General features: G+C 36.4%; 17 protein-coding genes, 1 tRNA gene and 1 pseudogene. 5 read left to right on the top strand and 14 right to left on the bottom strand.

What is annotated here, in order from left to right:
• Positions 1 to 190 precede the first annotated feature (190 nt).
• The 4 genes from upp to J3U63_RS11585 all read left to right on the top strand — a co-directional run bounded on the left by upp (position 191) and on the right by J3U63_RS11585 (position 6,354).
• Positions 191 to 817 carry a uracil phosphoribosyltransferase gene (upp, locus tag J3U63_RS11600; RefSeq protein WP_065633185.1) on the top strand — a complete coding sequence of 209 codons (627 nt, stop codon included), beginning with the start codon at positions 191 to 193 and terminating at the stop codon, positions 815 to 817.
• Positions 818 to 913: 96 nt separating this feature from the next.
• The gene (locus tag J3U63_RS11595; RefSeq protein ID WP_267371602.1) at positions 914 to 2,170 is read left to right on the top strand and encodes a uracil-xanthine permease family protein; all 1,257 of its coding nucleotides are present in this window, start codon (positions 914 to 916) and stop codon (positions 2,168 to 2,170) included.
• Between the two features lie 496 nt (positions 2,171 to 2,666).
• A complete protein-coding gene (locus tag J3U63_RS11590) occupies positions 2,667 to 4,157 on the top strand; it encodes a hypothetical protein (protein ID WP_267371601.1) in 1,491 nt (496 codons plus the stop codon).
• 775 nt (positions 4,158 to 4,932) lie between these two features.
• Positions 4,933 to 6,354: a hypothetical protein gene (locus J3U63_RS11585; protein ID WP_267371598.1), complete on the top strand. Its 1,422-nt coding sequence runs from the start codon at positions 4,933 to 4,935 to the stop codon at positions 6,352 to 6,354.
• A gap of 796 nt (positions 6,355 to 7,150) precedes the next feature.
• On the opposite strand, the gene lysS is transcribed toward J3U63_RS11585, so the two are convergent.
• The 13 genes and pseudogenes from lysS to recC all read right to left on the bottom strand — a co-directional run bounded on the left by lysS (position 7,151) and on the right by recC (position 21,453).
• The gene (lysS, locus tag J3U63_RS11580) at positions 7,151 to 8,665 is read right to left on the bottom strand and encodes a lysine--tRNA ligase (RefSeq protein ID WP_267344771.1); all 1,515 of its coding nucleotides are present in this window, start codon (positions 8,663 to 8,665) and stop codon (positions 7,151 to 7,153) included.
• Between the two features lie 25 nt (positions 8,666 to 8,690).
• Positions 8,691 to 9,789, bottom strand: a protein-coding gene (gene prfB / locus J3U63_RS11575) for a peptide chain release factor 2 (protein ID WP_323849472.1) whose coding sequence is annotated in 2 segments (ribosomal slippage) — positions 8,691 to 9,713 and positions 9,715 to 9,789 — 1,098 coding nt in all. Because the reading frame shifts where the segments join, the coding sequence is not laid out codon by codon here.
• Between the two features lie 175 nt (positions 9,790 to 9,964).
• Positions 9,965 to 10,591 carry a Fe-Mn family superoxide dismutase gene (locus J3U63_RS11570; RefSeq protein WP_267371596.1) on the bottom strand — a complete coding sequence of 209 codons (627 nt, stop codon included), beginning with the start codon at positions 10,589 to 10,591 and terminating at the stop codon, positions 9,965 to 9,967.
• A gap of 140 nt (positions 10,592 to 10,731) precedes the next feature.
• Positions 10,732 to 11,547, bottom strand: a pseudogene (locus J3U63_RS13440) (VanW family protein).
• A gap of 29 nt (positions 11,548 to 11,576) precedes the next feature.
• Entirely contained in the window at positions 11,577 to 12,305 is a 729-nt protein-coding gene (locus J3U63_RS11555) for a type 1 glutamine amidotransferase (RefSeq protein ID WP_267371592.1), read from the bottom strand.
• Between the two features lie 481 nt (positions 12,306 to 12,786).
• Positions 12,787 to 12,862, bottom strand: a tRNA-Asn gene (locus tag J3U63_RS11550).
• A 114-nt stretch (positions 12,863 to 12,976) separates the two neighbouring features.
• Entirely contained in the window at positions 12,977 to 13,558 is a 582-nt protein-coding gene (locus tag J3U63_RS11545) for a YiiX/YebB-like N1pC/P60 family cysteine hydrolase (protein WP_081297440.1), read from the bottom strand.
• Complete coding sequence (locus J3U63_RS11540) at positions 13,534 to 14,112, bottom strand: biotin transporter BioY (protein ID WP_267371589.1); 579 nt, start codon at positions 14,110 to 14,112, stop codon at positions 13,534 to 13,536. The genes J3U63_RS11545 and J3U63_RS11540 overlap by 25 nt, the downstream gene beginning before the upstream one ends.
• A gap of 124 nt (positions 14,113 to 14,236) precedes the next feature.
• On the bottom strand, positions 14,237 to 14,869 hold the full coding sequence (locus tag J3U63_RS11535; protein ID WP_065633177.1) for an MBL fold metallo-hydrolase: 633 nt from the start codon (positions 14,867 to 14,869) through the stop codon (positions 14,237 to 14,239).
• A 4-nt stretch (positions 14,870 to 14,873) separates the two neighbouring features.
• Entirely contained in the window at positions 14,874 to 16,277 is a 1,404-nt protein-coding gene (locus tag J3U63_RS11530) for an MFS transporter (protein WP_065633176.1), read from the bottom strand.
• A 137-nt stretch (positions 16,278 to 16,414) separates the two neighbouring features.
• Positions 16,415 to 17,380 (bottom strand): ketopantoate/pantoate/pantothenate transporter PanS, encoded by a 966-nt coding sequence (gene panS, locus J3U63_RS11525; protein ID WP_267334330.1) that lies wholly within the window; start codon positions 17,378 to 17,380, stop codon positions 16,415 to 16,417.
• Positions 17,381 to 17,437: 57 nt separating this feature from the next.
• Positions 17,438 to 18,229: a TatD family hydrolase gene (locus tag J3U63_RS11520; protein ID WP_267334329.1), complete on the bottom strand. Its 792-nt coding sequence runs from the start codon at positions 18,227 to 18,229 to the stop codon at positions 17,438 to 17,440.
• Positions 18,230 to 18,237: 8 nt separating this feature from the next.
• A complete protein-coding gene (gene recC / locus J3U63_RS11515; protein WP_267371585.1) occupies positions 18,238 to 21,453 on the bottom strand; it encodes an exodeoxyribonuclease V subunit gamma in 3,216 nt (1,071 codons plus the stop codon).
• 1,202 nt (positions 21,454 to 22,655) lie between these two features.
• Between recC and J3U63_RS11510 the strand changes: the two genes are divergently transcribed.
• Entirely contained in the window at positions 22,656 to 23,966 is a 1,311-nt protein-coding gene (locus tag J3U63_RS11510) for a hypothetical protein (protein WP_267371583.1), read from the top strand.
• A 452-nt stretch (positions 23,967 to 24,418) separates the two neighbouring features.
• Here J3U63_RS11510 and J3U63_RS11505 read toward each other — a convergent pair.
• Positions 24,419 to 24,657: hypothetical protein (locus tag J3U63_RS11505; protein WP_267371582.1), on the bottom strand; the 239-nt coding region annotated here is incomplete at its 5' end.

Here is a 24,657-nt window from a genome sequence, read left to right as displayed (position 1 = left end):
AAAAACACAAATAAAACAAAATATTTACACATCACTAATAATATATTAACAAACAATATGTTATTTTTATGTTTGCTATGTTTTGCTCACGATTATAGGTTTTCAGTTACAATGATCTATGTTAACATTATCGCTCAGTGGTTATTTATACCTACTAATAGATGATAAAAAGTAACACTGAGGTCCTCCCATGAAAATAGTTGAAGTAAAACATCCTCTAGTACGCCATAAAATTGGTTTAATGCGCGAACATGATATTAGCACTAAAGATTTTCGCGATCTTGCTAGTGAAGTTGGCAGTTTATTAACCTATGAAGCTACTGCTGACTTACCCACTGAAAAAGTGACCATTGAAGGCTGGTGTGGACCAGTACAAGTTGAACGAATTAAAGGTAAAAAAATTACCGTAGTACCTATTTTACGTGCCGGCTTAGGCATGATGGATGGTGTACTTGAGCATATACCTAGTGCACGTATAAGCGTTGTTGGTTTTTATCGTAATGAGGAAACGCTTGAACCTGTTCCTTATTTCCAAAAATTAACTTCTGACATTGATGAACGTATGGCTTTAGTTGTTGATCCAATGTTAGCAACGGGTGGTTCTATGGTTGCAACAATTGATCTACTAAAAAAAGCAGGTTGTAAAAATATTAAAGTGCTTGTTTTAGTGGCCGCACCAGAAGGTATTAAAGTATTGGAACAAGCTCATCCTGATGTTGAACTTTATACCGCTTCAATCGATGATAAATTGAACGATAAAGGTTATATATTACCAGGGCTTGGCGATGCTGGAGATAAGATATTCGGCACAAAATAAAATCTCAAATTTTAGACCGGTTTATCCGGTTTTTTTATTTCCGCTATTTAGTAAAGAAATAAATATCAATTAATAGAGTAATTAAGAGAGGACCACGTGACTAAAAATGCTCTTGATCAAATAAACAATAATATCTCGCCACTTAAACATGCTTGGCAAGATATTTTTACCGGTGCGCAAATGTTATTTGTTGCCTTTGGTGCATTGGTTTTAGTGCCACTTTTAACTGGATTAAATCCAAATGTTGCAATGTTTACAGCGGGTGTGGGTACGTTATTATTTCAATTAACCACTAAAGGAAAAGCGCCTGTATTTTTAGCTTCTTCATTTGCATTTATTGCACCTATCTCTTTTGGGGTTGCACAGTGGGGAATTCCAGCTACGTTAGGTGGATTAGTTGCGGCAGGTTTGGTTTTTATGTTTTTTGCTTTTTTAGTCAAAATTAATGGCAGCCATATTATTGATCGCATTTTACCTCCAGTTGTAACAGGGCCAATTATTATGGTTATTGGTTTATCTTTAGCACCGGTAGCGGTTGGCATGGCAATGGGTAAAAATAGCGGTTTATCAGCAGAAAACTATCAATTGATTATTATTTCAATGGCTTCTTTATTAACGACGTTGATTGTAGCAATCTGGGCAAAAGGTTTTTTTAAATTAGTGCCAATTATTGCTGGAATTATTGTTGGTTACATGTTTTCTTGTATTTTTGGTATTGTCAACTTTCAACAAGTCATCGAAGCACCTTGGTTTAAAATTCCCGATTTCACTTTTCCTGAGTTTCAATGGCAAGCCATTTTATATATGATTCCGATCGTTATAGCACCAACAATCGAGCATGTTGGTGATATTATGGCCATTAGTTCTGTCACCGGTAAAGATTACACTAAAGAACCAGGATTACAGCGCACGTTACTGGGTGATGGGTTAGCAACATCTGCTGCTGGTTTCTTTGGTGGCCCGCCATGTATTACCTATGCAGAAGTTATTGGTGCAGTCACATTAACGCGTAATTTTAGAACTAGAGTAATGACCTGGGCAGCTATTTGGGCTATTTTAATGTCATTTATTGGTAAGATTGGTGCTTTTTTAAGTTCTATTCCGACAGTTGTAATGGGCGGAATTATGGTATTACTTTTTGGCTCGATAGCTTCGGTTGGCATTAATATTTTAGTCAAACATAAAGTTGATCTTTCTGTATCACGTAATATGTGTATCGTCTCGTTAGTACTTGTATTTGGTATTGGCGGCATGATTTTTGATTTTGGATCTTATGCTTTGCAAGGAATCAGTTTATGTGGAATTTTAGCGATTGTACTAAATTTAATTTTACCTCATAAATCAGCTGACTAATAAATAGCCGTTAATTATTAAGTTGATTAACGGCTAAAAATGTCGCTTATTTTTTCGAAAAGAGCGAGTGATATATTTTCGAATAAAAAAATAATCCGCTATATTTTAACTATATTTGACTATTTAAAGGCTATTAGCGTTTATTATTTATGGTGTTATTTACATTTCTTTGCAAATAATTCGGCTGAATGAGTGGCTTTTTTTTATCATAGCCTTATAATTCCGAAAAATAAGCTTATTTAAGCTTGATTTATGGCATTTAATATAAAAAAACGAAATAAAATAAATAATTAGTTGACGGATGGAGCGCCATGAAGTATAATTATAGACACCAGACACCAGACACCAGCGCTGGCAAAATAATGTTTTAAAAACTCCCCAATCTCTCTTTAGGCTAAAATTTAATTCAATTCTTGCTTCTACTTTTAACTTATTTCATCGAAACAGCGTAAATAATCATCGTTTTTTAGCAATAAGTGTAAACAAAAGATACGCTTTGAGCTCAGCGCTATCCTTAAGCTTAATTAAAGATATAAATTTAAGGTTAATCTTAAATTCACTCGGGGCTTATACTCAAACTCAAGCATCATGCCCGTTATCTAAACTAGTTTTAGTGTTAGTATCATTGTTATTGTTATGCTGTTCATTTAATACTGAGGCATTATCCGCCACTACCGTGCAGGTAATTAACGGCACTCAGCCTTATTTAACCTTTGATAATCGGGTAACTAAAGTTACCACTACTGAGGAGCTGCTTTGGATTAAATTATCTGATGGTACTACCATTACTCCGGCAATCAATACTTCAGCGACTACCCCTATAGTGTTACCTAATGCTGGTGAAACCTTAGCTGATGTACAGATGTTGGTACCTACCCTTGCTAACTCCATTGCCTTAAGTGCTTTAATTGGTGCACCCTATAATTATTGGGGAGATGATGACGGTGATGGTCAGGGTACTAATGGTATTACCGTAACCGGTAATTTAAGCGTACGTATTACCGATAAAGACAATCAGGCCGTGAGTCGTAGTGCTACTTTAAATATCTGTCAAGCACCTTATAAAGTGGCATTAACCAGTACTGCTGGTAGTTTAATCACCCAGTATGGGCGGCCTAATAGTCGTAGTTTCAATGGTAGTTCTGTTACTTATTATATCAGTCCTAAAGCCGCACCAAAAATCTGTTATGCCAAACCGAATCTGAGTTTGGGCACCGGCATCTACGCCGGTCCCGCTGATATTTGGAATCCACTACGAGGTTTTTTAGTGCAGTCCACTGAGTCATCAAGTTACAGTCGTAACTTCCCCACTACTGGGGCAAATAATCTGTATTTTGATTTAGACATAGGTGGTATTAACGGTTCAACATTGACATGGTCAACAGTCAGCCAAGGCGGTATTACCGCCACCATGACGCCATCACCCGATAATGCTAATAACATTCGCGTCACCCTCACGGGTCCGGTGGCAACATCATCGCAACAAAGTTCAGCCACACCAGGAAGTATTGCTACTCCCAGCTTGCCACAGACTTTTGTGTTAGTCGGTAAAGATAGCAGTAATAAAGCAGTATTAAGCTATGGTTTTGAGTTAAAGCAGTGGTTCGTTAATCGCGGAAATAAATCAGATAACTATCCTAACCAATCATCCTGGTGTCGCAATTTAGGCGGTGGTTACCGTCTGCCACAGGTTAAAGACTTAACTAACGCGAAATGTGGCGTCAATAATAGCAACTTTCCATGCGTTAATGGCATAGATGGCGCCACGCCGGCATCAACTCAAAATAATTACCAGCGTAATATTGGTGCGGGTTTGTTCACCGAATGGGGCTACATGTACAGTTATGCCGCTGCCGGCTTCGTCTCCTACTTCTACTGGGCAAGTGACAGCAACGGTAGGTCCCCGTTCTATGTCGGCTCGGACGACGGCGACGTTGACAGCATCGACCCCGTCAACAGCTTCCGCGGGTTTTGCGCCTATCCTTAGTCATTAGTTCTTAGTCCTTAATCCTTAAGTCGTAGGCGTTTAATAAGGCGTAATAAAGGTTAAGCAACAACAGGACAGTTTCAGCGGCAGGGGGTAATCCTAGCCGATAGCATCGGTAAACAAAAATGAACGATACGAGTAATTTGGGGAAGATCATATAATCCCCTCTTTACTCGGGCGTCGGGCGTTTTCTCCAAAGAGAAAACGTCATAAAACAAGCAACATCCGAAATTTTAACCCATCTAAATTCCAAAACATCTATTCAGAACTTTAATAAACAAGCGGGTGATATATTTTTGAATAAAAAAATAATCCGCTATATTTTAACTATATTTGACTATTTAAAGGCTATTAACATTTATTATTTATGGTGTTATTTACATTTCTTTACAAATAATTCGGCTGAATGAGTGACTTTTTTTTATCATAGCCTTATAATTTTAAAAATTAAGCTTAATTTAAGCTTGATTTATAGCCATTTAACATAAAAAAATCAAATAAAATAACAGATTAGTTGACGGGTGGAACGCCATGAAGTATAATTATAGACACCAGACACCAGCGCTGGCAAAACAATGTTTTAAAAACTCCCCAATCTCTCTTTAGGCTAAAATTTAATTCAACTCTTACTTCTACACCTAACTTATTTCATCAAAGCAAGGTAACTCACCCTCGTTTTTCAGCATTCAGAGTAAGCAAAAGATGCACATTTAATTTAGCGTTATGCTATCGCTTACTTAAAGCGATAAATTTAAGGTTAATCTTACGTGCAACCTTGTTTTTTACGCAAACTCAAGCATCAGGTCAATTATCTAAACTGGCTTTAGCATCGATACCATGGTTATTATTGCTGTATGTCACTACGACTCAAGCATTGTCGGCAACGACGGCGCAAGTCATTCATGGTAGTGCACCCTATTTAACCTCTGATAATGGGGTCACTAAGGTCACCACGACTGAGGGGCTGTTAGGTATTACCGTTTCTGACGGCACGACTCAAACCACCTACACACCGGACAATAATACTTCAACCGCAGATAATCCAATCGTTCTCCCAGAAGCCAATGAGCACTTTAGCGATATTGGAATGCTGGTCCCTGCCACTGTTAACGCTATCGCCTTAAACGACTTAATTGGTGAGCCTTACAATTATTGGGGGGATGATGATGGTGATGGTCAAGGTACTAATGGAATTACCGCGACCGGTAATTTAAGCGTGAGCATTACCGATAAATTGAATCGAGCCGTGACGCATAGTGCCAACATAGATAGCTGTATGGCACCTTATAAAGTAGAATTAACCAGTACTGATGGTAGTTTAACCACCCAGTATGGGGTACCAAATAGTGGTAATTTTAGTGGTAGCACGGCTGCCTATTATATCACCAGACCCAAATCCGCGCCTAAAATCTGTTACGCATGGCCGGGTCGGGGGGGGCCCGTTTATTCCAAACCTTCCGATATTTGGAATCGACAACGAGGTTTTGTAAAGCAAGCAGCTGAGCCATCACAGTACAAGCTTAACTTCCCGACTACCGGTGCTAATAATTTGTATTTTGATTTAGACATAGAAGGTATTGATAGCTCTACATTAACCTGGCCAACTGTCACTAAAGGTGGTATTACCGCTACCATGACACCATCACCCACTAATCCAAATTTCATACGTGTCACGCTTACTGGTCCTGCAGCAACAAAAGCCCTACAGGATTCAGCATTACTGGGTAGTGTGGCTCCAGCTAGCTTGCCGCAGACTTTTGTGATAGAGGGTAAAGATAGTCGTAATAAAACGGTATTAAGCTATGGTTTTGAGTTAAAGCAGTGGTTCGTTGCCCGCCCACTAGGCGTAGGCGATGTTACTGTTGATAGCGCCTCATCCTGGTGTAGTAGTTTAGGCGGTGGTTATCGTTTGCCACAGGTAAAAGACTTAACTAACGCAGTTAACAGGCGTTGGGGATGGGGACCATCATGGACACCTGCCACACCACCATCCAGTGATAATTATGCCGATGCTAATATCGGCGCAGGTTTCCTTTCTGAATGGGGCAATGTGCACTTTTATATCTCATCCATTTTTGTCGGCAGCACCGCTATTGCCATCGGTGATGATTCGACACTGTTCATTGTTTTTTTCGACGTAGGCGCCGTTCACAACTACTCCTCGTCCCGGAACGATCTGGTTTGCGTCTATCCTTAGTGCTTATTTCTTGAGCACGAAAGTTGAGGGTTAGCAAAAATAGTGTTTATTCGTTAAATATTCGTTAACTTAAATGGTTTTGTGAGCGATAAATAGCAATTTTGTGGTGTCTAAGCCTGTACCGATATAGTTGAGTAAATTGCAGTAACATCACGTTGGCTAAATTTATAGCCAACGTTGCTTGCGAATCCAAAATCTACATAAAGGCTAAGTTATTGTATTAATGAACAATCGGTTATGATTTAAAGTGATTAAGTACTTACTTTCTAGGTTAAACTATATGTGATTGATTATCATATTATGGTTATTTATGTAATTAAGTGAACCTAATGCTAAATAATAGTGAGCATTAAAAACGCAAAGATTGCTGATTTGCTTTAGCGTAAGTTAATAACTTATTTGAGTATGAATCAAACAAATATACTCTATGATTGCTAAGTTATGTTTATGTAAAATTCACTTTTCAGTATTTAGTTTAATGAAAAGTCCTGATAAAACCTTTATATATTCGTAATCCACGTTTAGTGGTCATGTTTATAGTGAGTAATAACTTACTATATTATTTATCTGTTACTAATTAAGTTATAGGCTACATGTGTGGCGTTAAGCATGATGCTAAATTATATTAATGTTAATTGAACTTGATTGGCAATTGGAAAAGCCTAATTAGATATATATTGCATATATAATATGCTTATTGTGAGTAAAATAATTTTAGAAAAGTTAAAGAAAATATAAGTGCTTACTGACAAAACTCACCTATTTTTTAATAGATGAGTTTTTTGTGGTATTTGGTTTATTTAATTGGACGCATAGTTGGGAATAAAATGACGTCCCGAATGGTATGGCTATTGGTAAATAGCATTACGGTTCGGTCAATCCCAATTCCTAGCCCTGCTGTTGGCGGTAAGCCGTGCTCTAATGCGGTGATATAATCTTCATCATAAAACATTGCTTCGTCATCACCCGCATCTTTTTGCGATACCTGATCGGCAAAACGTTGTGCTTGGTCTTCAGCATCGTTAAGTTCTGAGAAGCCGTTACCAATTTCACGTCCACCAATAAAGAACTCAAAGCGGTCTGTTACAAATGGATTTTCGTCGTTACGGCGAGCAAGTGGCGATACTTCAGCCGGATATTCAGTAATAAACGTTGGTTGAATTAAGTTAGCCTCGGCAACTTCTTCAAAAATTTCAGTCACTACTCGACCGAGTCCCCAACTTTTTTCAATTTTAATACCGACAGCTTTGGCAATTGCACACGCTTTATCAAAATCATCTAAATCAGCATTATTGGTTTCTGGGCGGTAATGACAAATTGCCTCACGCATAGTCATTTTGATAAATGGTTTGCCAAAATCGAAAGTATGCTCGCCATATTGTACAACTGGATTACCCGTTACGGCGATTGCAAGGCGGCGGAATAATGCTTCAGTTAAAACAATCAGGTCTTTGTAATCGGCATAAGCCATGTACATTTCCATCATGGTAAACTCTGGATTATGTCTTGGTGATACGCCTTCATTACGGAAGTTTCGATTAATTTCAAATACTCGTTCAAAACCACCTACAACTAAACGTTTTAAATAAAGTTCAGGGGCAATACGTAGATACATATCTAAATCAAGCGCATTGTGGTGAGTAATAAATGGTTTGGCTGATGCACCACCTGGGATGACTTGCATCATTGGGGTTTCGACTTCCATAAAGTGATTTTCTAACATAAAGTTACGAATTTCAGTTACCACTTTTGAGCGAGCAATAAAGGTGTCACGTGATTGTTGATTAGTAATTAAATCAAGGTAACGTTGACGATAGCGCATTTCTTGATCTGCTAAGCCGTGGAATTTATCTGGTAATGGGCGTAATGCTTTAGTTAGTAGGCGGATTTCTTCACAATGAATTGATAGTTCACCTGTTTTGGTTTTGAATAAGTAACCTTTAGCACCGACGATGTCACCAAGATCCCATTTTTTGAATTGTTCGTTGTAGTAATTTTCGGGTAGATCATCACGAGTGACATAGAGCTGGATTTGCCCTGCAACATCTTGTAATGATACAAATGAGGCTTTACCCATAATACGGCGCATCATCATTCGACCGGCAACAGTGACAGTAATTTTATTTTCAATTAACTCTTCGTTAGTTTTATCATCATACAATTTATGAAGATCGCTTGAAATTGCGTCACGACGAAAATCATTCGGGAAAGCAATGCCTTGTTTGCGAATTGCAGCTAGCTTTTCACGACGTATTGTAAGCTCGTTATTTAACTCTTCAATATGGTTTTGTTGCTCTTGCTGTGTTGACATAATTTTACCTTTTATTTATTACCAGTTATAAACCGGCTTTTAAGCTTTCTTCAATAAATTGATCTAAATCACCGTCTAAAACGGCTTGCGTATTGCGTGTTTCAACGCCTGTGCGTAAGTCTTTGATTCGTGAATCATCAAGTACATACGAACGAATTTGGCTGCCCCAACCAATGTCGGATTTGTTTTCTTCCATTTGTTGTTTTTCGGCATTCTTTTTGTGCATTTCAAGCTCATACAGTTTTGCTTTTAACTGTTTCATGGCCTGATCTTTATTACTATGTTGCGAACGGTTATTTTGACATTGTGTTACAATTCCCGTTGGTACGTGGGTAATACGTACAGCAGATTCGGTTTTATTGACATGCTGACCACCCGCGCCCGATGCACGATAAACGTCGATACGCAGATCGGCTGGATTGATGTCGATATCAATATTGTCATCAACTTCTGGATAGACAAATACCGATGCAAATGAGGTATGACGGCGGTTTCCTGAGTCAAATGGGCTTTTTCGTACTAAGCGGTGGACACCGGTTTCAGTGCGTAACCAACCATAAGCATAATCGCCGGTTACTTTGATTGTGGCTGATTTTATGCCAGCTACATCACCGTCTGATACTTCCATCACTTCGGTTGTAAAACCTTTCGATTCAGCCCAGCGTAAATACATTCTCAGTAACATTTCCGCCCAATCTTGGGCTTCAGTACCACCTGAGCCTGATTGGATATCTAAGTAACAGTCAGCACTGTCATAATCACCCGAGAACATTCGGCGAAATTCAAGACCAGCTAGCTTTTTTTCGAGTTGTTCAAGTTCTTGATTGGCTTCGTCAAAAGTGTCTTGATCTTCTGCTTCAATAGCAAGTTCAAGTAGACCTTCGACGTCGTCCAGACCTTGTTCTAAGGTATTGATGGTATTGATGATCTCTTCTAGCGCAACGCGTTCTTTGCCTAATGCTTGTGCTTTTTCTGGATCGGCCCAAACTTCGGATTGTTCTAATTCGGCATTGACTTCCTCAAGACGTTCTTTCTTGAGATCATAGTCAAAGATACCCCCGAATGACATTTGTGCGCTCAGTAAGTTCAGCTATTTTGGATTTTATTGGATTAATTTCAAACATGTTTTATTTTTGTTGGTTTTTATAATTTTGGCATAATCGCACATTGTAGCGGATTTATACATAAATTAGCAATTAGCAATTTTATGTCTTATCCTTGCTTTGATACATTATTGTTGAAAATAAAAATGACGCATCATGCGTCATTTTTAACTCAAAACAGAACTATTTAAATTAATTATTTTTTAGCTTGAGCATAAAGTTCAGCCACTTTGTCCCAGTTAATGACATTCCAAAATGCACCAATGTAATCAGCACGACGATTTTGGTATTTTAGATAATAAGCATGCTCCCAAACATCAAGTGCTAAAATTGGTGTACCAGAAACACCTGAATATTTTTCACCCATTAGCGGAGAATCTTGGTTTGCTGTTGATACAACTGCAAGTTTACCATTTTGTAATACTAACCATGCCCAACCTGAGCCAAAACGACTTGCCGCTGCTGCTGAAAATTTTTCTTTAAATGCATCAACTGTACCAAAATCTTTTTCAATTGCGGCTTTTAGTTCACCTTTAAGTTCAGTTCCCACTTTTAGTAGTTCCCAAAATAAAGTGTGATTAACATGCCCACCCACATTATTTTTAATTCCGGTAACTTTATCGCTTGGCACTTTGTCCAAATTAGCTAATAAAGCTTCAGGGCTTAATTGTTTGATTTCATCAGATAGTGCTTCTAAAATGCCGTTGGCATTATTGACATAAGTTTGATGGTGTTTGTCATGATGTAGATGCATAGTTTGTTCATCAATATAAGGTTCTAATGCATCATACGCATAAGGTAGCGCTGGTAAAGTGTAGGCCATGAAGTTGCTCCTTTCATATATATTATTATTAACTACTTAATTTAAGCAGTATACGAGTTATTAATATGGCTCACAAACTATTATTTAGATAGTTGATGACTATTTGTTTGTGAAAATTACTATTTTCTTATGGTTGTTAATTAATCTTCACTATTTTTTAAATAGGGTACGTACATCATAATGGCATGATTTTCACAAATCAGATTTTCTTGCTGATAATGATCTATTAAATGGGTTTTTCGTTGCCATATTTTATTGTGCCTTGTGTAACCTCCCCACCATTGTTGCTCAATGCGATGATCGGTTTCGAAAACTTCATATTGATAACATAACGGAGTATCAGCAAGTAGTTCCCCATGTAAATATTTATCATCAAGCCAAAGATTAAGGCGGTATGTTGTATTGGTTTTGTTGAGTAGCTGCAAATCAACATAGTTATAAGATAAGGTCGCGAGTGCGGTTTACATCAGGAAAAACATCAAAACTATGTCGCCAGCGTTCTATAACCGTTAATTCAGAATGCAAAACCATCCAATAAATTAAATTGCCTAACTGACAGAGTCCCCCACCAATATCTTTACCAATTTTGCCATTGTGCAGTGAAAGACCTTCTAAAAAACCGCGCTTTTTCGTTGGGCGCCCGATGTTATGCCAGATCGAAAAACGTTGATTCGGTTTTATGATTGAACCATTGAGTTTTTCTACCGCTAAGCGTAGATTGGTGATTTTGTTGTATTGCAGATACATATCCACATCCACATCTTTAACTGCCTTAATAAAACCGATTGATGTTTTTTATGGGAATAACGGCACGCGTGATCATTGATGTCGACAGTACTATATAGCTTACGATTTTTCCACCAATCTAGTTTACGTTTTAAAATAAAGTATTCTTTTCCTAATTTTAACCTTAAAGGGCTGCGTTTTTTCGGTTTATCTACTACAATTTTTTGCATAATTGACAGTTTTTATATCGAATAATGGATCAATTTTTACAGGTGGAGTGATAATACTTGTTAAGTTTATCGAGAAAAATAAACAACTTTAAGTTCATTTGGCTATAATCGTGCGCGCGTAATTTGTCTTCTGTATCGACAAAGCGATAATTTGCAGCTTGACTAATATCATCTTGAGAATGTGCAATGAGCTTAGCAACCACTTCATGAGTTAACTCCATATGACATTGAAAACCATACACCAATTTGCCATAAGCAATAATTTGCCGTGGACAGCCTTCACTATAGGCAATGATTTGGGCATCTTGAGTTAAACCAGGCATATCATTGTGCCAGTGACCGACAGCTAAACTATCACCGAAATGAGAAAATAACGGATTTTTTTTACCAGCTTCGGTCAACGTAATTGGGAATTTGCCAATCTCTTTTTCTGGGCTATGTTCGTAATGTGCACCAAGTGCTTCGCCAATTAATTGTGATCCAAGGCAAACACCAATAACAACTTTATTGGCTTTAATTGCAGATAAAATGATAGCTTGCTCAGCTAACGAGTCAAAATGTGGACACTCTTTTTTGGTCGTTGCCGGTGATTGTGGTCCACCCATGATAATTAGAAAATCAATACTATTGATATTATCTGGAAGGGGTTCACCAAGGTAGACACGCGAATAGCTAATTGTGTGTTGATGTATTTTTGCCCATTGCTCATATGCGCCAGGTGCTTCGAAATCTTCGTGAATAATAAAATGTATATGCATTATTCTTTTTCCTAAATTTCATTTTTACAAAATTTATATTAATTTTATTAGAAATTATTGACGATTGTTAATCGTTTAAGCCATTGTTCATAAATGCGTTTTAGCAGCTAACTTATTTTAAAAATAAGCTTTAAATCAAATAAATAGTATTAAATATGCTATTGATTGATTTTTTTTGCAAGATATTCTTTCAATTTATCAGCTAAAAATAATTTTTTAAATTTTATATTCTAGCGGTGAGCCACAGTTCCAACTCATTTAGATAATATCGTTAAACCGTTATCATTTAAGATTTTACAAAACAATTTTGCTTAATAACGTTTTGCAGGATTGAAGGATGATTGAGACATATAATTTCCACAGCATTATACCATCTAAATAAGCTTTCTAGTTAGCTTAACACCAAGTATTGATGAGTAACTTTGAAAATTGATAATTTTAATGATTTGCTAAGGTTGGAAAAACATAAGGTGAATGAAGTTGGCTCCTCCAACAGGACTTGAACCTGTGACATACGGATTAACAGTCCGCCGTTCTACCGACTGAACTATGGAGGAACCGAAATGTAGCGCGCATATTATAGATTTAATGTCGCTATGTCAACAATTAAATTATTTCAAATCGCTTTTTTATGTTCAATTGACCTATTTTATTGACTTTATTTGCTAAGCTTAATATGTTCGGATAGTTTTAAATAAATGTGTTTGCCGCATTAACTGTTGTGGATGTGAACCTAATGTACCTTGTGGAATAGTTTGGTTAAGTGCTCGATAATAATCGATCCAATAGGGGATAATTTGGTTAGTAACAGAATCTTTAAAATTCATTGGATATAATTGAAAATAATCTTTACCTGACGGGTATTTAAAGGCAAAAGTAATCAGTTCACTACAGTAAAAGCCCTTATCATCTGCTCGAAAACTATGGTTATAGGGCAACCCAAGGCAGGTTTGAACTCGTGTTAATGCATTTTTGATGACTGACTCATCATAAATGGTTGCGACAAGATTATATTTTGCAACGGCTAAAAAGTCATTAAGGGGGGTATAGATTACCCCATGTTTTTGGGTGGCTTCAATAACGATATTATCGCCAATATATAACCCAACATGGCTTATTTGATTGATTATGTCATCAGCGCTGATTTGGGCACCAGAATGAGTGATCGCTGTATTGAATTCGCTTTCTTCATTCTGGGCTTGGAAAATAATATCGCCAATTTGCATGGTTATTTGCGTGCGTGGTGGCGCCATAATGAGAACATTACGCAAGTTGCAATAATAAATTTAGCTGCATCAACACCAACAAAAGGTAAGTAGCCGACTTTTAGTGCTTCGATAAGTGAAATATGCATATATCCCATTAGATAAACGACACCAAATACAAATAAGAGTTGATGTGCGCAAGCGAAAGCGATTAAGCCTAGAATGAAGCGACGATCGTAACCTTTTTCGGCGGCAAAACCAGCTACATAAGCACTAAATACATAGCCATATAAATAACCTGCTGATGGTGAAGCCAGTGCCATAATTCCACCACTACCATTGGCGAATAATGGTAGACCTATCGCACCTAAAAAGAGATATTGAAGTATGGTTAATGCACCTAGTTTACGACCTAAAAAAGCGCCAATTAACAATACGGCTAACGATTGAAGTGTGAATGGTACTGGGTATGTGGGAATACTGATATTAGCTGCTAACCCTAGCAGTAGGGCCGCCCCTGTAGTTGCACACAGTTTGCGTTGCCAAGATGATAAGTTACATAGTGTATTAATGTATGTTGGGTAAGATGTTGTAAGTTTCATTATTTTCTACCATTAAAAAATAAACAGTAGTGCAATAATAATACAAAAAACTATAATGTAAACTATTTTAACATTAAAAAGTTTACATTATTGATGTTGCTTTTTATTTAAACCAATAGTTGTCTTAGACTAAAAAAGGGTTAGTCATTCGTTCATTGCCAAAGCTCGACATAGGTCCATGGCCAGGAACAAAGATAAAATCATCACCCAGTGGGAAAAGTTTATGGGTTATTGATGAGATTAAATCAGCATGATTTCCACGAGGAAAATCGGTTCGTCCAATGCTACTTTTAAATAGTACATCACCAACAAATGCAATTTTATCTTTTGCATTAATAAATACGATATGTCCTGGAGTATGGCCGGGGCAAAAAAGTACATCAAGTGTAATGTTGCCGACTTGGATTTTATCGCCTTCTTTCAGCCAACGATCGGGTAAAAAACTTTCGGTATAGGGAAAACCAAATTGCATTGATTGTTGTGGTAAGGCATTAAATAAAAACTCATCTTCATGACTAGGTCCGATAACCTTCACACCAAAATTAGTTGCTAATGTAACTGCTGCACCTACATGATCTAAATGCCCATGTGTTAGCAAAATTTGTTTTATGTTAACGCCTAACTTTTCTACTGCTTTTTCTAATAATTCAGGCTCACCACCAGGATCGATAATTGCGCCTTCCATGGTTTTATCACACCAAATGATGCTACAATTTTCTTGGAAAGCTGTAACTGGAATGATTTGATACTGGAACATATTGTTATCTCCTTGTTTCTTGATGATGAGAGGTTAGATTTTGTCCATCCTCTTTTTTTAACTGGGCAAAGATCATGCTTGATAATATGGTAACAACGCCGAGTATAATAAAGGTATATTGAAATGCATGAATAGTACTGGTTGAATGACTAATCAATCGTACTAATACTGCGCCAAATCCTGTACCAAAACTGATCGCTAATTGTTGGTTTACTGCCATTAAACTATTACCACTGCTGGTATTTTCGCCTTCTAAATTTGCTAATGTGATGCTATTCATCGCTGTATACTGAATAGAGTTAATGCCACCAATACAAAATAGCAATAAACACATAAAGATAAGCGGTGATGATGAATTCAAAAGTGACATTAAAGCAATCATAATGCCTGCAAATATGGTGTTAGCAACTAATACAAAACGGTAACCTAAACGCCCTAAAATTCGAGGAATGAATATTCTGGTACAGATTGAAGCTAGCGCCATTGGTACCAACATCATACCTGCAAAAATGGCTGAATAACCAAATCCTACTTGTAATAATAGAGGAATTAAAAAAGGCACCCCCGATATGCCTAAACGACAAATTAGATTGCCAATAATTCCTATTTTGAATGTACGAATCTTAAATAGTGATAAAGGGAATAACGGCGCTGGTTTTTTATTTGCATATCCTCGATAAATAAACAAAAACACAATACTAATTATTACAAGTAACAAGGGTAGCTGATATTGTTGATTTTGGTTTAAAAGTTCAACACTTAACGTTGCACTAATAAAAGTAATGACAATAAATATAAAACCAAATAAATCAAAAGGCATTCGCACGCCTTTTATGTTGGGCATATATCGGAAACTAATTATCATTCCTAATAAACCAATAGGTAGGTTGATCAAAAATACCCAATGCCAACTGACCATGTCAACTAAATAACCGCCTAGTACCGGCCCTAATACCGGTCCAATTAAACCGGGAATAGTTGCGGTGTTTAAAGCGACTAAAAAGTCGCTTCGTTTAAATGACTTGATGAGCACCAAACGTGATACTGGAACCATCATGGAGCCACCAATACCTTGAATAACGCGTGAGATATCTAAGAAAATTAATGAATTGGATGAAGCACAAAGTAATGACCCTAAAGTAAATAGCCCCACCGCCATAACAAAAATATTTCTGGTACCAAATTTGTCAGATAAAAAACCACTAACCGGAATAAACAATGCAAGTGTTAAAGCATAACTAATGACAGCTGATTGCATATTCAACGGTGATTGATTAAGGTCTTTAGCCATGGTTGGCAGTGCAGTGTTTAATATCGAGGTATCGAGCGATTGCATAAAAAAAGCAAATGCCGCGATCCACGGTAATATGCGATACACAAAAGGGGATAATTGTAATTCGCTATTCATTTTAATTAACCTAAAATTCATCGGAATACTGGGCTTAACAGGGGAAAAATATCAGCCCTGAATGTATATTGTTTTGCCTGGCTTAATCGATTATTAAGTCAGACAAAGTACTGAAGGTTATTCTACAATAATATTTGTTAATTGTTGGCTTTTTTCTTATTTTTAACGGGTTTGCCTTGCCAATATCCTGCAAGTAATGAACCTGAAATATTATGCCAAACTGAGAATACTGCTGCTGGTAAAGCGGATAATGCTGAAAAATAAGTTGTACCAAGGGTTGCTGCTAATGCTGAGTTTTGCATACCTACTTCCAGTGACATAGTTCGACAGGTTGATTCGTCAAATCCAAATAGACGTCCACCCCAATAACCACCCAGTAATCCTAAGCCATTATGAATAATAACTGCAAAAATAACTGTAAAACCAACTTGTCCTATTTGTGCATGGCTACCTGCAACTACAACACAAAGTATTAATAAAATACAGATCATCGATAAAAGTGGTAAAAAACGTTCACATTTTTTTACTAATGGGTTGAGTAAATGGTGCACCAATAAACCTAATATAATTGGAATTAACACAATTTGCACAATATGAACAAGCATATCCAGAACCGGAACTTCAACAGTGGTACCAACTAATAATAACGTGAGTAGCGGGGTAACAACTACGCCAACTAGGGTAGATACTGACGAAATTGTGACAGATAACGCGACATCGCCTTTTGCTAAATAGATCATAACATTTGATGCGGTACCACTCGCAACACTACCGACTAAAACCATGCCAACTAATAACTCAGGTCGCATGGTAAACAATTTAGATAAGATTAAAGCGGTCAGTGGCATGACGATATAATGCAGTAGGGTACAAATTATTACCGCTTTAGGTTTGGTAACGACGCGTTTAAAATCATCAATACTTAACGTTACGCCCATAGTAAACATTACAAACATTAATAACTGTGATGTATGAGGGCGCACAGGTAAAAATGTGCTTGGGAAAAAATAGGCTGCTACGGCACAAAGTATTGCCCACAGCGGGAATAAGCGTGTAAGGGATATGAGTGATTGAATAAAAAATTGGTTATAACGTTTCGCCATAAAAAAACACCATCTGGTTAGTTAAATAAAATATCTTTATAATAATTAATTAGTTATTTATTTTTTGCACAGTGTGGTCATTCTATTAATTCTACTAAATAGCGTCAAGGTATTTGTTAAGATAGTGTTAAGTATTTGCTCGGGTGATTCACTGCGTAATTCAGTTAAAATTTTAAATATCTCGACGATATTTTCAGGTCGATTTGCTTGACCTTGCTTGCCACTTAATGGCATATCGGGCGCATCAGTTTCGAGTACAAGGCTTGCAAGCGGCAAGTTAGCAATTGTGTTGCGTGTTTTGTTTGCGCGATCATAACTAATGACTCCTCCAACACCAATAGAATAACCAAGCTTAATAAATTGCATCGCTTGTTGATAGCTACCTGAAAAACCATGTATCACGCCACGACAAGGCAGATCGGCTTGGCGTAACTCGTGATACATAATATCATGAGTTTTACGTGAATGGATAAGTACCGGTAAATCGAATTGTTTAGCCAACATTAATTGTGATCTAAAAAAGAATAACTGTTGTTGCCAGTCGATCGTCAGATTATATTTATCTAAACCTATTTCACCAATTGCAACCACTTTTTGGGGTAGATGGCTGAGTCGATTACGTAATTGTTCTAAATCAGCTTCAGTATGGCTATATATTGGGTGTAATCCTAATGCAGCATAAATTTCGTTATAATGATTGGCTAATTGTAGCACCGTATCAAAATGATGAGCGGCAACTGCCGGGATAATCAATCCGGTAATATTTGCTTGTCGGATATAATTTATTGATTCGTCTAAATGATTGGTAAACAGTGGAAAATCAAAATGACAATGTGTATCAATAAACATAATGCCTCCTATTCAACTGTTGTTTGATGCAATAAGATCGGCAATAAAAACCGCTTAGCTAAAACAATAATTTGTTCTATCAAATTTTGAGTTAGTTCAGGATAAAGCCTTTGATAGTAACTATCACATTCAGCTGGATAATACAAACCACCTTGCCAAGTACTTAACAATTTATTATTGGCTTTTTCACTCGGCACAATTTCACCGGTTTTCGGGTTGTAGGCTGTTATTAACCAACTCCACGCACTTTCGATTGGCATAAATAATGGTTCATTTATCCCCTGTAAATACCCTTCGACTAAATCAGTCAGAAAACCTAAGGCTTGATTAGCGTTTAAATATGAAAAACGCCATTGGGTCTCTTCTCGACCATACATACGGCTTTGAGTGTCGAGTGTATCGGGATTTAAAATACAATAGAGTAAGTGATCAATCCATAACGAAATCCCATTACGAATTGATAATTTAGATGGGCGCCAAGTTAAAATACCATCTTGTTGAATATGGGTTAACCATCCTTGCAACTGACAATCGTATTGACTTGTAGAAATAGTTAAATTAACTTCTTGAGTAGTAAAGTTTAGGCGTTCTTGATTAATTTTATCAGCTAAAGTGTGCATAGCTTGATTTTGCTCATCATAGATGATCTGTCCAAAAGCGCCATCGGGCAAATCCCCACTTAATGCTAAACGTTGATAAAGATCGTCTTGTGAATTATTGCCATCTTTTGTAATTAGTTGTTCAAGTATTGCTATATTTAATTGATAACGCTTTAAGTTATCTAAATTAAAATTTTCTGCATCGGGTAAGTTATCATCTAAATAATGGATATAAAAATGGAAGCGTTTTTGTAAAAAAAACCTTATTGAATGCTGATAAAACCTTTTTAGTTCATCAAGATTAATACTATCTACTGTGATAGTGGTAATTTGGCTGATAAAAGGTACAGTTTTACCTTGCTGTAATGCGGCAGGTAACCATTCATCGGCATAACTTCTTGGATCTTGTAAAAAGTTTTGTGGATTAAAAGGGGTTCGAGTATGATGGATACATAAAAAATCAGGAAAATATTTTGTATTTTCTGTTTTTTCAGCACCTTCTTCACAATAGTATTGCGCAATATAATCACAAAGTTCATCAACTAAAACAGATGGATAGCGCTCACTATCATCTTTTATATCACGACCAATATAGCTGATATATAATTGATTTTCAGCCGATAATATCGCTTCTAAAAAAAGATAACGATCATCATTACGACGACTTCGATCCCCTCGTCTTGGATGTTCTGCAATTAAATCAAAATCTAGTGGTAATGAAGTCCTAGGATAATCACCATCATTCATACCCAGTAGACACACCACTTTAAAGGGAATTGAACGCATCGGCATCATAGTACAAAAGTTAATTTTACCAATTAAAAAGCGATGGGCTAAATGATTTTGTTCCAAACGTGCCTGCATTGCATCATGTAAAATTGTAATTGAAATTTTGTCGGAAAAATTAGCTGTTAACCCACTATTTATCAGCTTTTGCCACTCTTGTTCAATCATCAATAATATTGATTCGTTTTGGGCATCTTTGAAAAAAAAGTCATTGATAATTTCAAGGCAGCAGCTTTGCCATTCTGCCAAAGGTTTATCTTCATCTAATAACACTAACCATTTACTGACTACACCAATAAATTCAGCTAATTGACCTATTAATTCAGCATCTAAACCCGTTGCACCATCATAAGGTAAAATTTGTTGCCAACCACCTTGATCGCTTGTCATGGTATAACCCAGTAGCAATCGTTCAAGCCCAAATAGCCAACTGTGGTTATGTTCAAGCCCAAAACGAATGCCAGATTCAACAATCCAAATTCGTAATAGTGATAATTGTGATTCATCGATTGAAAATTGTTTAGAAATGGCTGGTATTTCAAGTAAATTAAACAAATCTTCAGCAGTAAATCGGCTTTGTGGAAAATTCAATATCGCAAAGAAGCCCTGTACTATTGGATCAATATTGCGAGCTTTTTGATCTGAAATTGTAAAAGGTAAATAGCGTTGCCCATAAGCATTACCAAAAACTGAACGAATATAAGGAACGTATTTGTCAATATCAGATACCATTACAATACAATCTCGTAACTCAAGTGATGGATCGGCATCAAAAATTGACAAAAGATAGTCATATAACACTTCAACTTCGCGTTGTTCACTATGACAAGCATGGATAGAGATAGAGCGGTCTTGAGTTTGAATGGGGTGTTGGGTTGCCACTTGGGGATAAAGATCCAAAATATCTTGTTGAATAGAGTGTAATAAACAATCACGTTGTTGATCGACAAACACATCAATATCTTGCTTATTCATACATTCTTGCAATAAAAATAGATTGTCTCGACCTAATTTTCCCCACGAGGTTAATAAAGCATTGGGTATTTGGGTTGGGTCATTATGTGATTGTGATAATTGTTTCTCAACGATATCTCCCCAATACCATTTACACGGGTTATTAAACATTAAATGGACATCAATATGTTGTCCTAATGCTGAAAGTAGTGATAAATAAATTGGTGGAAGTGAAGTTATACCAAAAATAAAAATTCGTTTTGGTAATGGCGTCAGCCGTGCTGGATCGAAATGAGGATCTGCTAGAATCTCCAACATTTGTTGATAGATATTAGCGCGATGGTAAGGTTGACTAATTGATATTAATTTACGCCAGAGCTTTGCTTGCCAAACTTCATCGGCATGTAAGTTTAATTCTTGAACTGTGTTATTGGCTTCCCATTGTGCCAGCCAATCAGGACGATAAACTAAATATTGGTCGAACAAACGTGCAATACGCGTTGCAAGTTGATATAACTTTCTATCTTGCTTATCAATATTTAAATAATGTTTAAGGGTAATAAACTCAGGCTCATCAATAATTTTAGGTAATAAATAATATAAGCGCCAAGCCATAGATTCAGGATTAAACGTATTTTCAATGGGAGCATTAGGTAATAGCGTTTGATAAAGTTGCCAAATAAATTGAGTAGGGAAAGGAAATTCAACATTGGCTATAATTCCCAATTCATCAGCAAGCTCAATTTGTAACCACTGTGCCATTCCTTGACTCTGCACAATAACCATGTCTGGCATAAATAGATCATTTAATGGTTGTTGCTGCATTAATTGACTTACCAAAGACTTGAGTAAATCGACTTGATTTGAATGGTAAATGGTAAACATAATCACATTAAAATTAGTATAGTTGCCTGAAATTATCGCTGATAGTGATTAATAAATCCAGCATCGATAATTATTCACACTTGATCTTTTATGCATGAATATTTTCGATAGGGTTTTCCTTTTGAAAAGGCAAACGTTTAACGTTTTATCATTTAGCTTAATTATGATAAATGTTGGCAAGGTCTTTGAATGATAACTCTATATTTTTATATTAAATTAATCATCTATAAACTATTTTTGCTAAAAAAACACGGGTAATCCATTTTTTGAGGAACAAAATATTTTATATTCTCTCTTATCTAACTTGCTATTGATCGGCATTTAATTTACTAAATATATATAGGATCAAAACCTATCTTGCTGTGGAAGAATTAAACTATATTGCTCGCTTAATTACACTTTGAGGTGATGACCTATCTTAATTAGCTCAGTGGTTGGCTTTATGATTATAAACGAATAATTAATCTGACTTATTGACAACAAAATCGTCTTTTTTTTTACCAAAACTTTTAAAGTTGAGCTATTGCCTTGTTTAACTTGTTGATTTTTCATTGTTAAATACAACGTTATTTACTTGATTACAATGATTATTGTTACTAAGTATTTTGTACTTAAAAAGTCGTATAACTCTGTTAACAGCTGAATAATTGACTATACGCTTTTTTAATCTATGCAAACTAAATGAACTTAAAAACGTTATTTATGATCACATTATTATTTATCTATCTTATTGAATAAATTAATTTTTACATATCTTTACCAAAATGAGCATTACAAAATTTTCGAACTTATTTACTATGACGAAAACTTTTACAAGCTCCTATACAGGTTTGTTGTAATGGTTTTAATGTTTATCTAATTGAATTTTATGAAAAAATTAAGTAAATCACTACAAGGATTAGTAAAAATATGTTAAAATGTGGTCTTAATCGGGCATCGGGCATCGGGCATCGGGCATCGGGCATCGGGCATCGGGCATCGGGCATCGGGCATCGGGCATCGGGCATCGGGCATCGGGTTTAAGTCAATTAGAGAGTAAACACCGACTTTCTGTATTGGCATTATTACAAAATATTCTTCCATTTACATTAGTAAAATCATCTATTCAGTTTTTCGCTATTTTTAGCTCAAAATTTTTCAATTTATATTTTTCGATAGCGAAGATAAAGTTAATAATCGTTATATTATTTATGAGTTTATTTTTGCAACCAAATGCGTATGGCTTAACCTCTACTACCGTGCAAAATATTATAGGTAATGCGCCGAAAGTGGCAAATGTAAAAGAAGCATCCGATAAACATGGTTTTACGGTAAAAAATGTATTTTATAGTGAAGCAAGTGGCAATATTATTAGTGATGTAGTAAAAAGATTTGATGGAAATCTTCGGTTCAGCGATTTTGTTGTGAAAACGTATTATTACAATAATTTAAGTAGTATAACTAATTTTTCAGATATTGATGGAGATAAAGCAGATCCGATTAAGCCTTTTTTACTCACAGTGACAACTTCACAATGGTATGATGGAAAAGGAAATAAAATACCGAATAGTGATTTGAATAATATTATCGGTTGTGGCAGTGGTTATGTCATGCCGTTAACGTTAGAGATATCTGCAGTGCTCAAAACCTATTCTCAATATGGCATACCCAATGAAAGCGATAGCGTGACGTTAACCAAAAAATATAAGATCGCTCCTGACTCTATGATTTGTTATGCTAAACCTAATGACATCGTTCTTTCACCTAAGATGCAGTGGCGAACTTATGATGCAACAATAACTTCACCGGTTTCGGGACCTTGGGAATGGAATGGTTCTAAAGGCACGCCGGATGCTGTTCATGGTGGTGGTTACACAGCTGATTATGTGCCTAATTATGGATTTAAAGTCCAACCAACGGTATCTGCAAAAACGTTTCCGACAACTGGCTTTCCTGGTGCTAAATTTCAGTTAGTGATGACTGGTGCACAAACGGACTATACTTACACTTTGATCAGTAATCCTGGTGGTAAGGTTGCTGTAGATTCATTAGGGTTTATTACATTAAATGATAAGCCAACAGGTAATGTGACAGTGCGCGCAACTTTAGGGTATGATAAATCGATATCGCATGATTATACCTTTAATCCAACATCGGTATGGTTAGTTCCTGTAAAGAGTGGCGATATAAATCAGGCTACCGCGCAAAATTTATGTGGTGGACTTGCTAATGTGCCATTAAGGCGCGATTATACTAGCTCTCCAGCAAATTCAGTTGGCGGTAATTGGACTATTTATCCGAACAGTTTTATCCGCGCAATTGGTAGTTCTATTATGGGAGAATGGGGATGGGTAGCAGGTACAAACTATCCTGATTCGAATTGGGAAGCGCAAAATACCTATTTTTCTTACTACTGGACGCGCGAATTAGATTGGTCCGCTTATAATATTTATTTTACTGTGAATTTTTCTGGTTATGTTTCACATATGGAGGCCCCTAACAGTTCAGGTGGGCGAGTGGCATGTAAACGTTAAATTAAAGCAGCGTTATAAAAAATAAGTGATGATATGAGCGACGATGCCATTGTTGGCGCTATGCGCCTATAATGGCAATAGCCAGCATATGCGATGTAAATGCATATGCTGGCGTCGGAGCCGCCGGCGCCGAACTAGCTTAAAAAATAAGCAAAAGTGAGTCAAAATTATTACTTGTAGAAATTCATAAATTAAGCCTCGTTAAATGACAAAAAGCGCTTTATTGTTGTTTAATATTTCGCGAGTCATTTTCTAATTGGGAACGTGCCTGGTTCTAATTTAGGTTGGGTAATTATGACTGCTTGTCGAGGCTGATGAATTATAATATTTTGTATGAATATCTCTGAAAAACTCAATTTACAACACCAATTCAAGGGTATTTTACTTTTTAAAGAAGGTGTGTTTTTACGTAGTTATAATCAAGGTGCTTATGTTTTAACATAGTTATTTGGTTACGCTTTAAAATTACAAACGGCACGACTGAAAAAAATATCAAAGCAATTGTGCGACCAGGGTTTAGGATAGCCTAATGCTGTAAAAATTCGATTGCTGACAAAAGAATTTAGACCACCGACAGTATAGAAAAATAAACATACAGTGAAAATAAATAATAATAAAACGCCTATACAAGTCATCATAAATAGAGAGGAGTCTATTTCCATGCTTATAAACATTATAATCATAATAAAAA

This window comes from Gilliamella sp. B2838 (assembly GCF_026536185.1).
Taxonomy (GTDB): domain Bacteria; phylum Pseudomonadota; class Gammaproteobacteria; order Enterobacterales; family Orbaceae; genus Gilliamella.
This window is presented reverse-complemented; position numbering and strand designations above follow the sequence as displayed.

Coding starts and splice junctions, on each gene's coding strand:
- panS (WP_267334330.1), bottom strand. CDS start 17,380: ATGGCGAAACGTTATAACCAATTTTTTATTCAATCACTCATATCCCTT.
- J3U63_RS11570 (WP_267371596.1), bottom strand. CDS start 10,591: ATGGCCTACACTTTACCAGCGCTACCTTATGCGTATGATGCATTAGAA.
- J3U63_RS11535 (WP_065633177.1), bottom strand. CDS start 14,869: ATGTTCCAGTATCAAATCATTCCAGTTACAGCTTTCCAAGAAAATTGT.
- J3U63_RS11540 (WP_267371589.1), bottom strand. CDS start 14,112: ATGAAACTTACAACATCTTACCCAACATACATTAATACACTATGTAAC.
- J3U63_RS11555 (WP_267371592.1), bottom strand. CDS start 12,305: ATGCATATACATTTTATTATTCACGAAGATTTCGAAGCACCTGGCGCA.
- lysS (WP_267344771.1), bottom strand. CDS start 8,665: ATGTCAACACAGCAAGAGCAACAAAACCATATTGAAGAGTTAAATAAC.
- J3U63_RS11530 (WP_065633176.1), bottom strand. CDS start 16,277: ATGAATAGCGAATTACAATTATCCCCTTTTGTGTATCGCATATTACCG.
- recC (WP_267371585.1), bottom strand. CDS start 21,453: ATGTTTACCATTTACCATTCAAATCAAGTCGATTTACTCAAGTCTTTG.
- upp (WP_065633185.1), top strand. CDS start 191: ATGAAAATAGTTGAAGTAAAACATCCTCTAGTACGCCATAAAATTGGT.
- J3U63_RS11545 (WP_081297440.1), bottom strand. CDS start 13,558: ATGGCGCCACCACGCACGCAAATAACCATGCAAATTGGCGATATTATT.
- J3U63_RS11520 (WP_267334329.1), bottom strand. CDS start 18,229: ATGTTTATTGATACACATTGTCATTTTGATTTTCCACTGTTTACCAAT.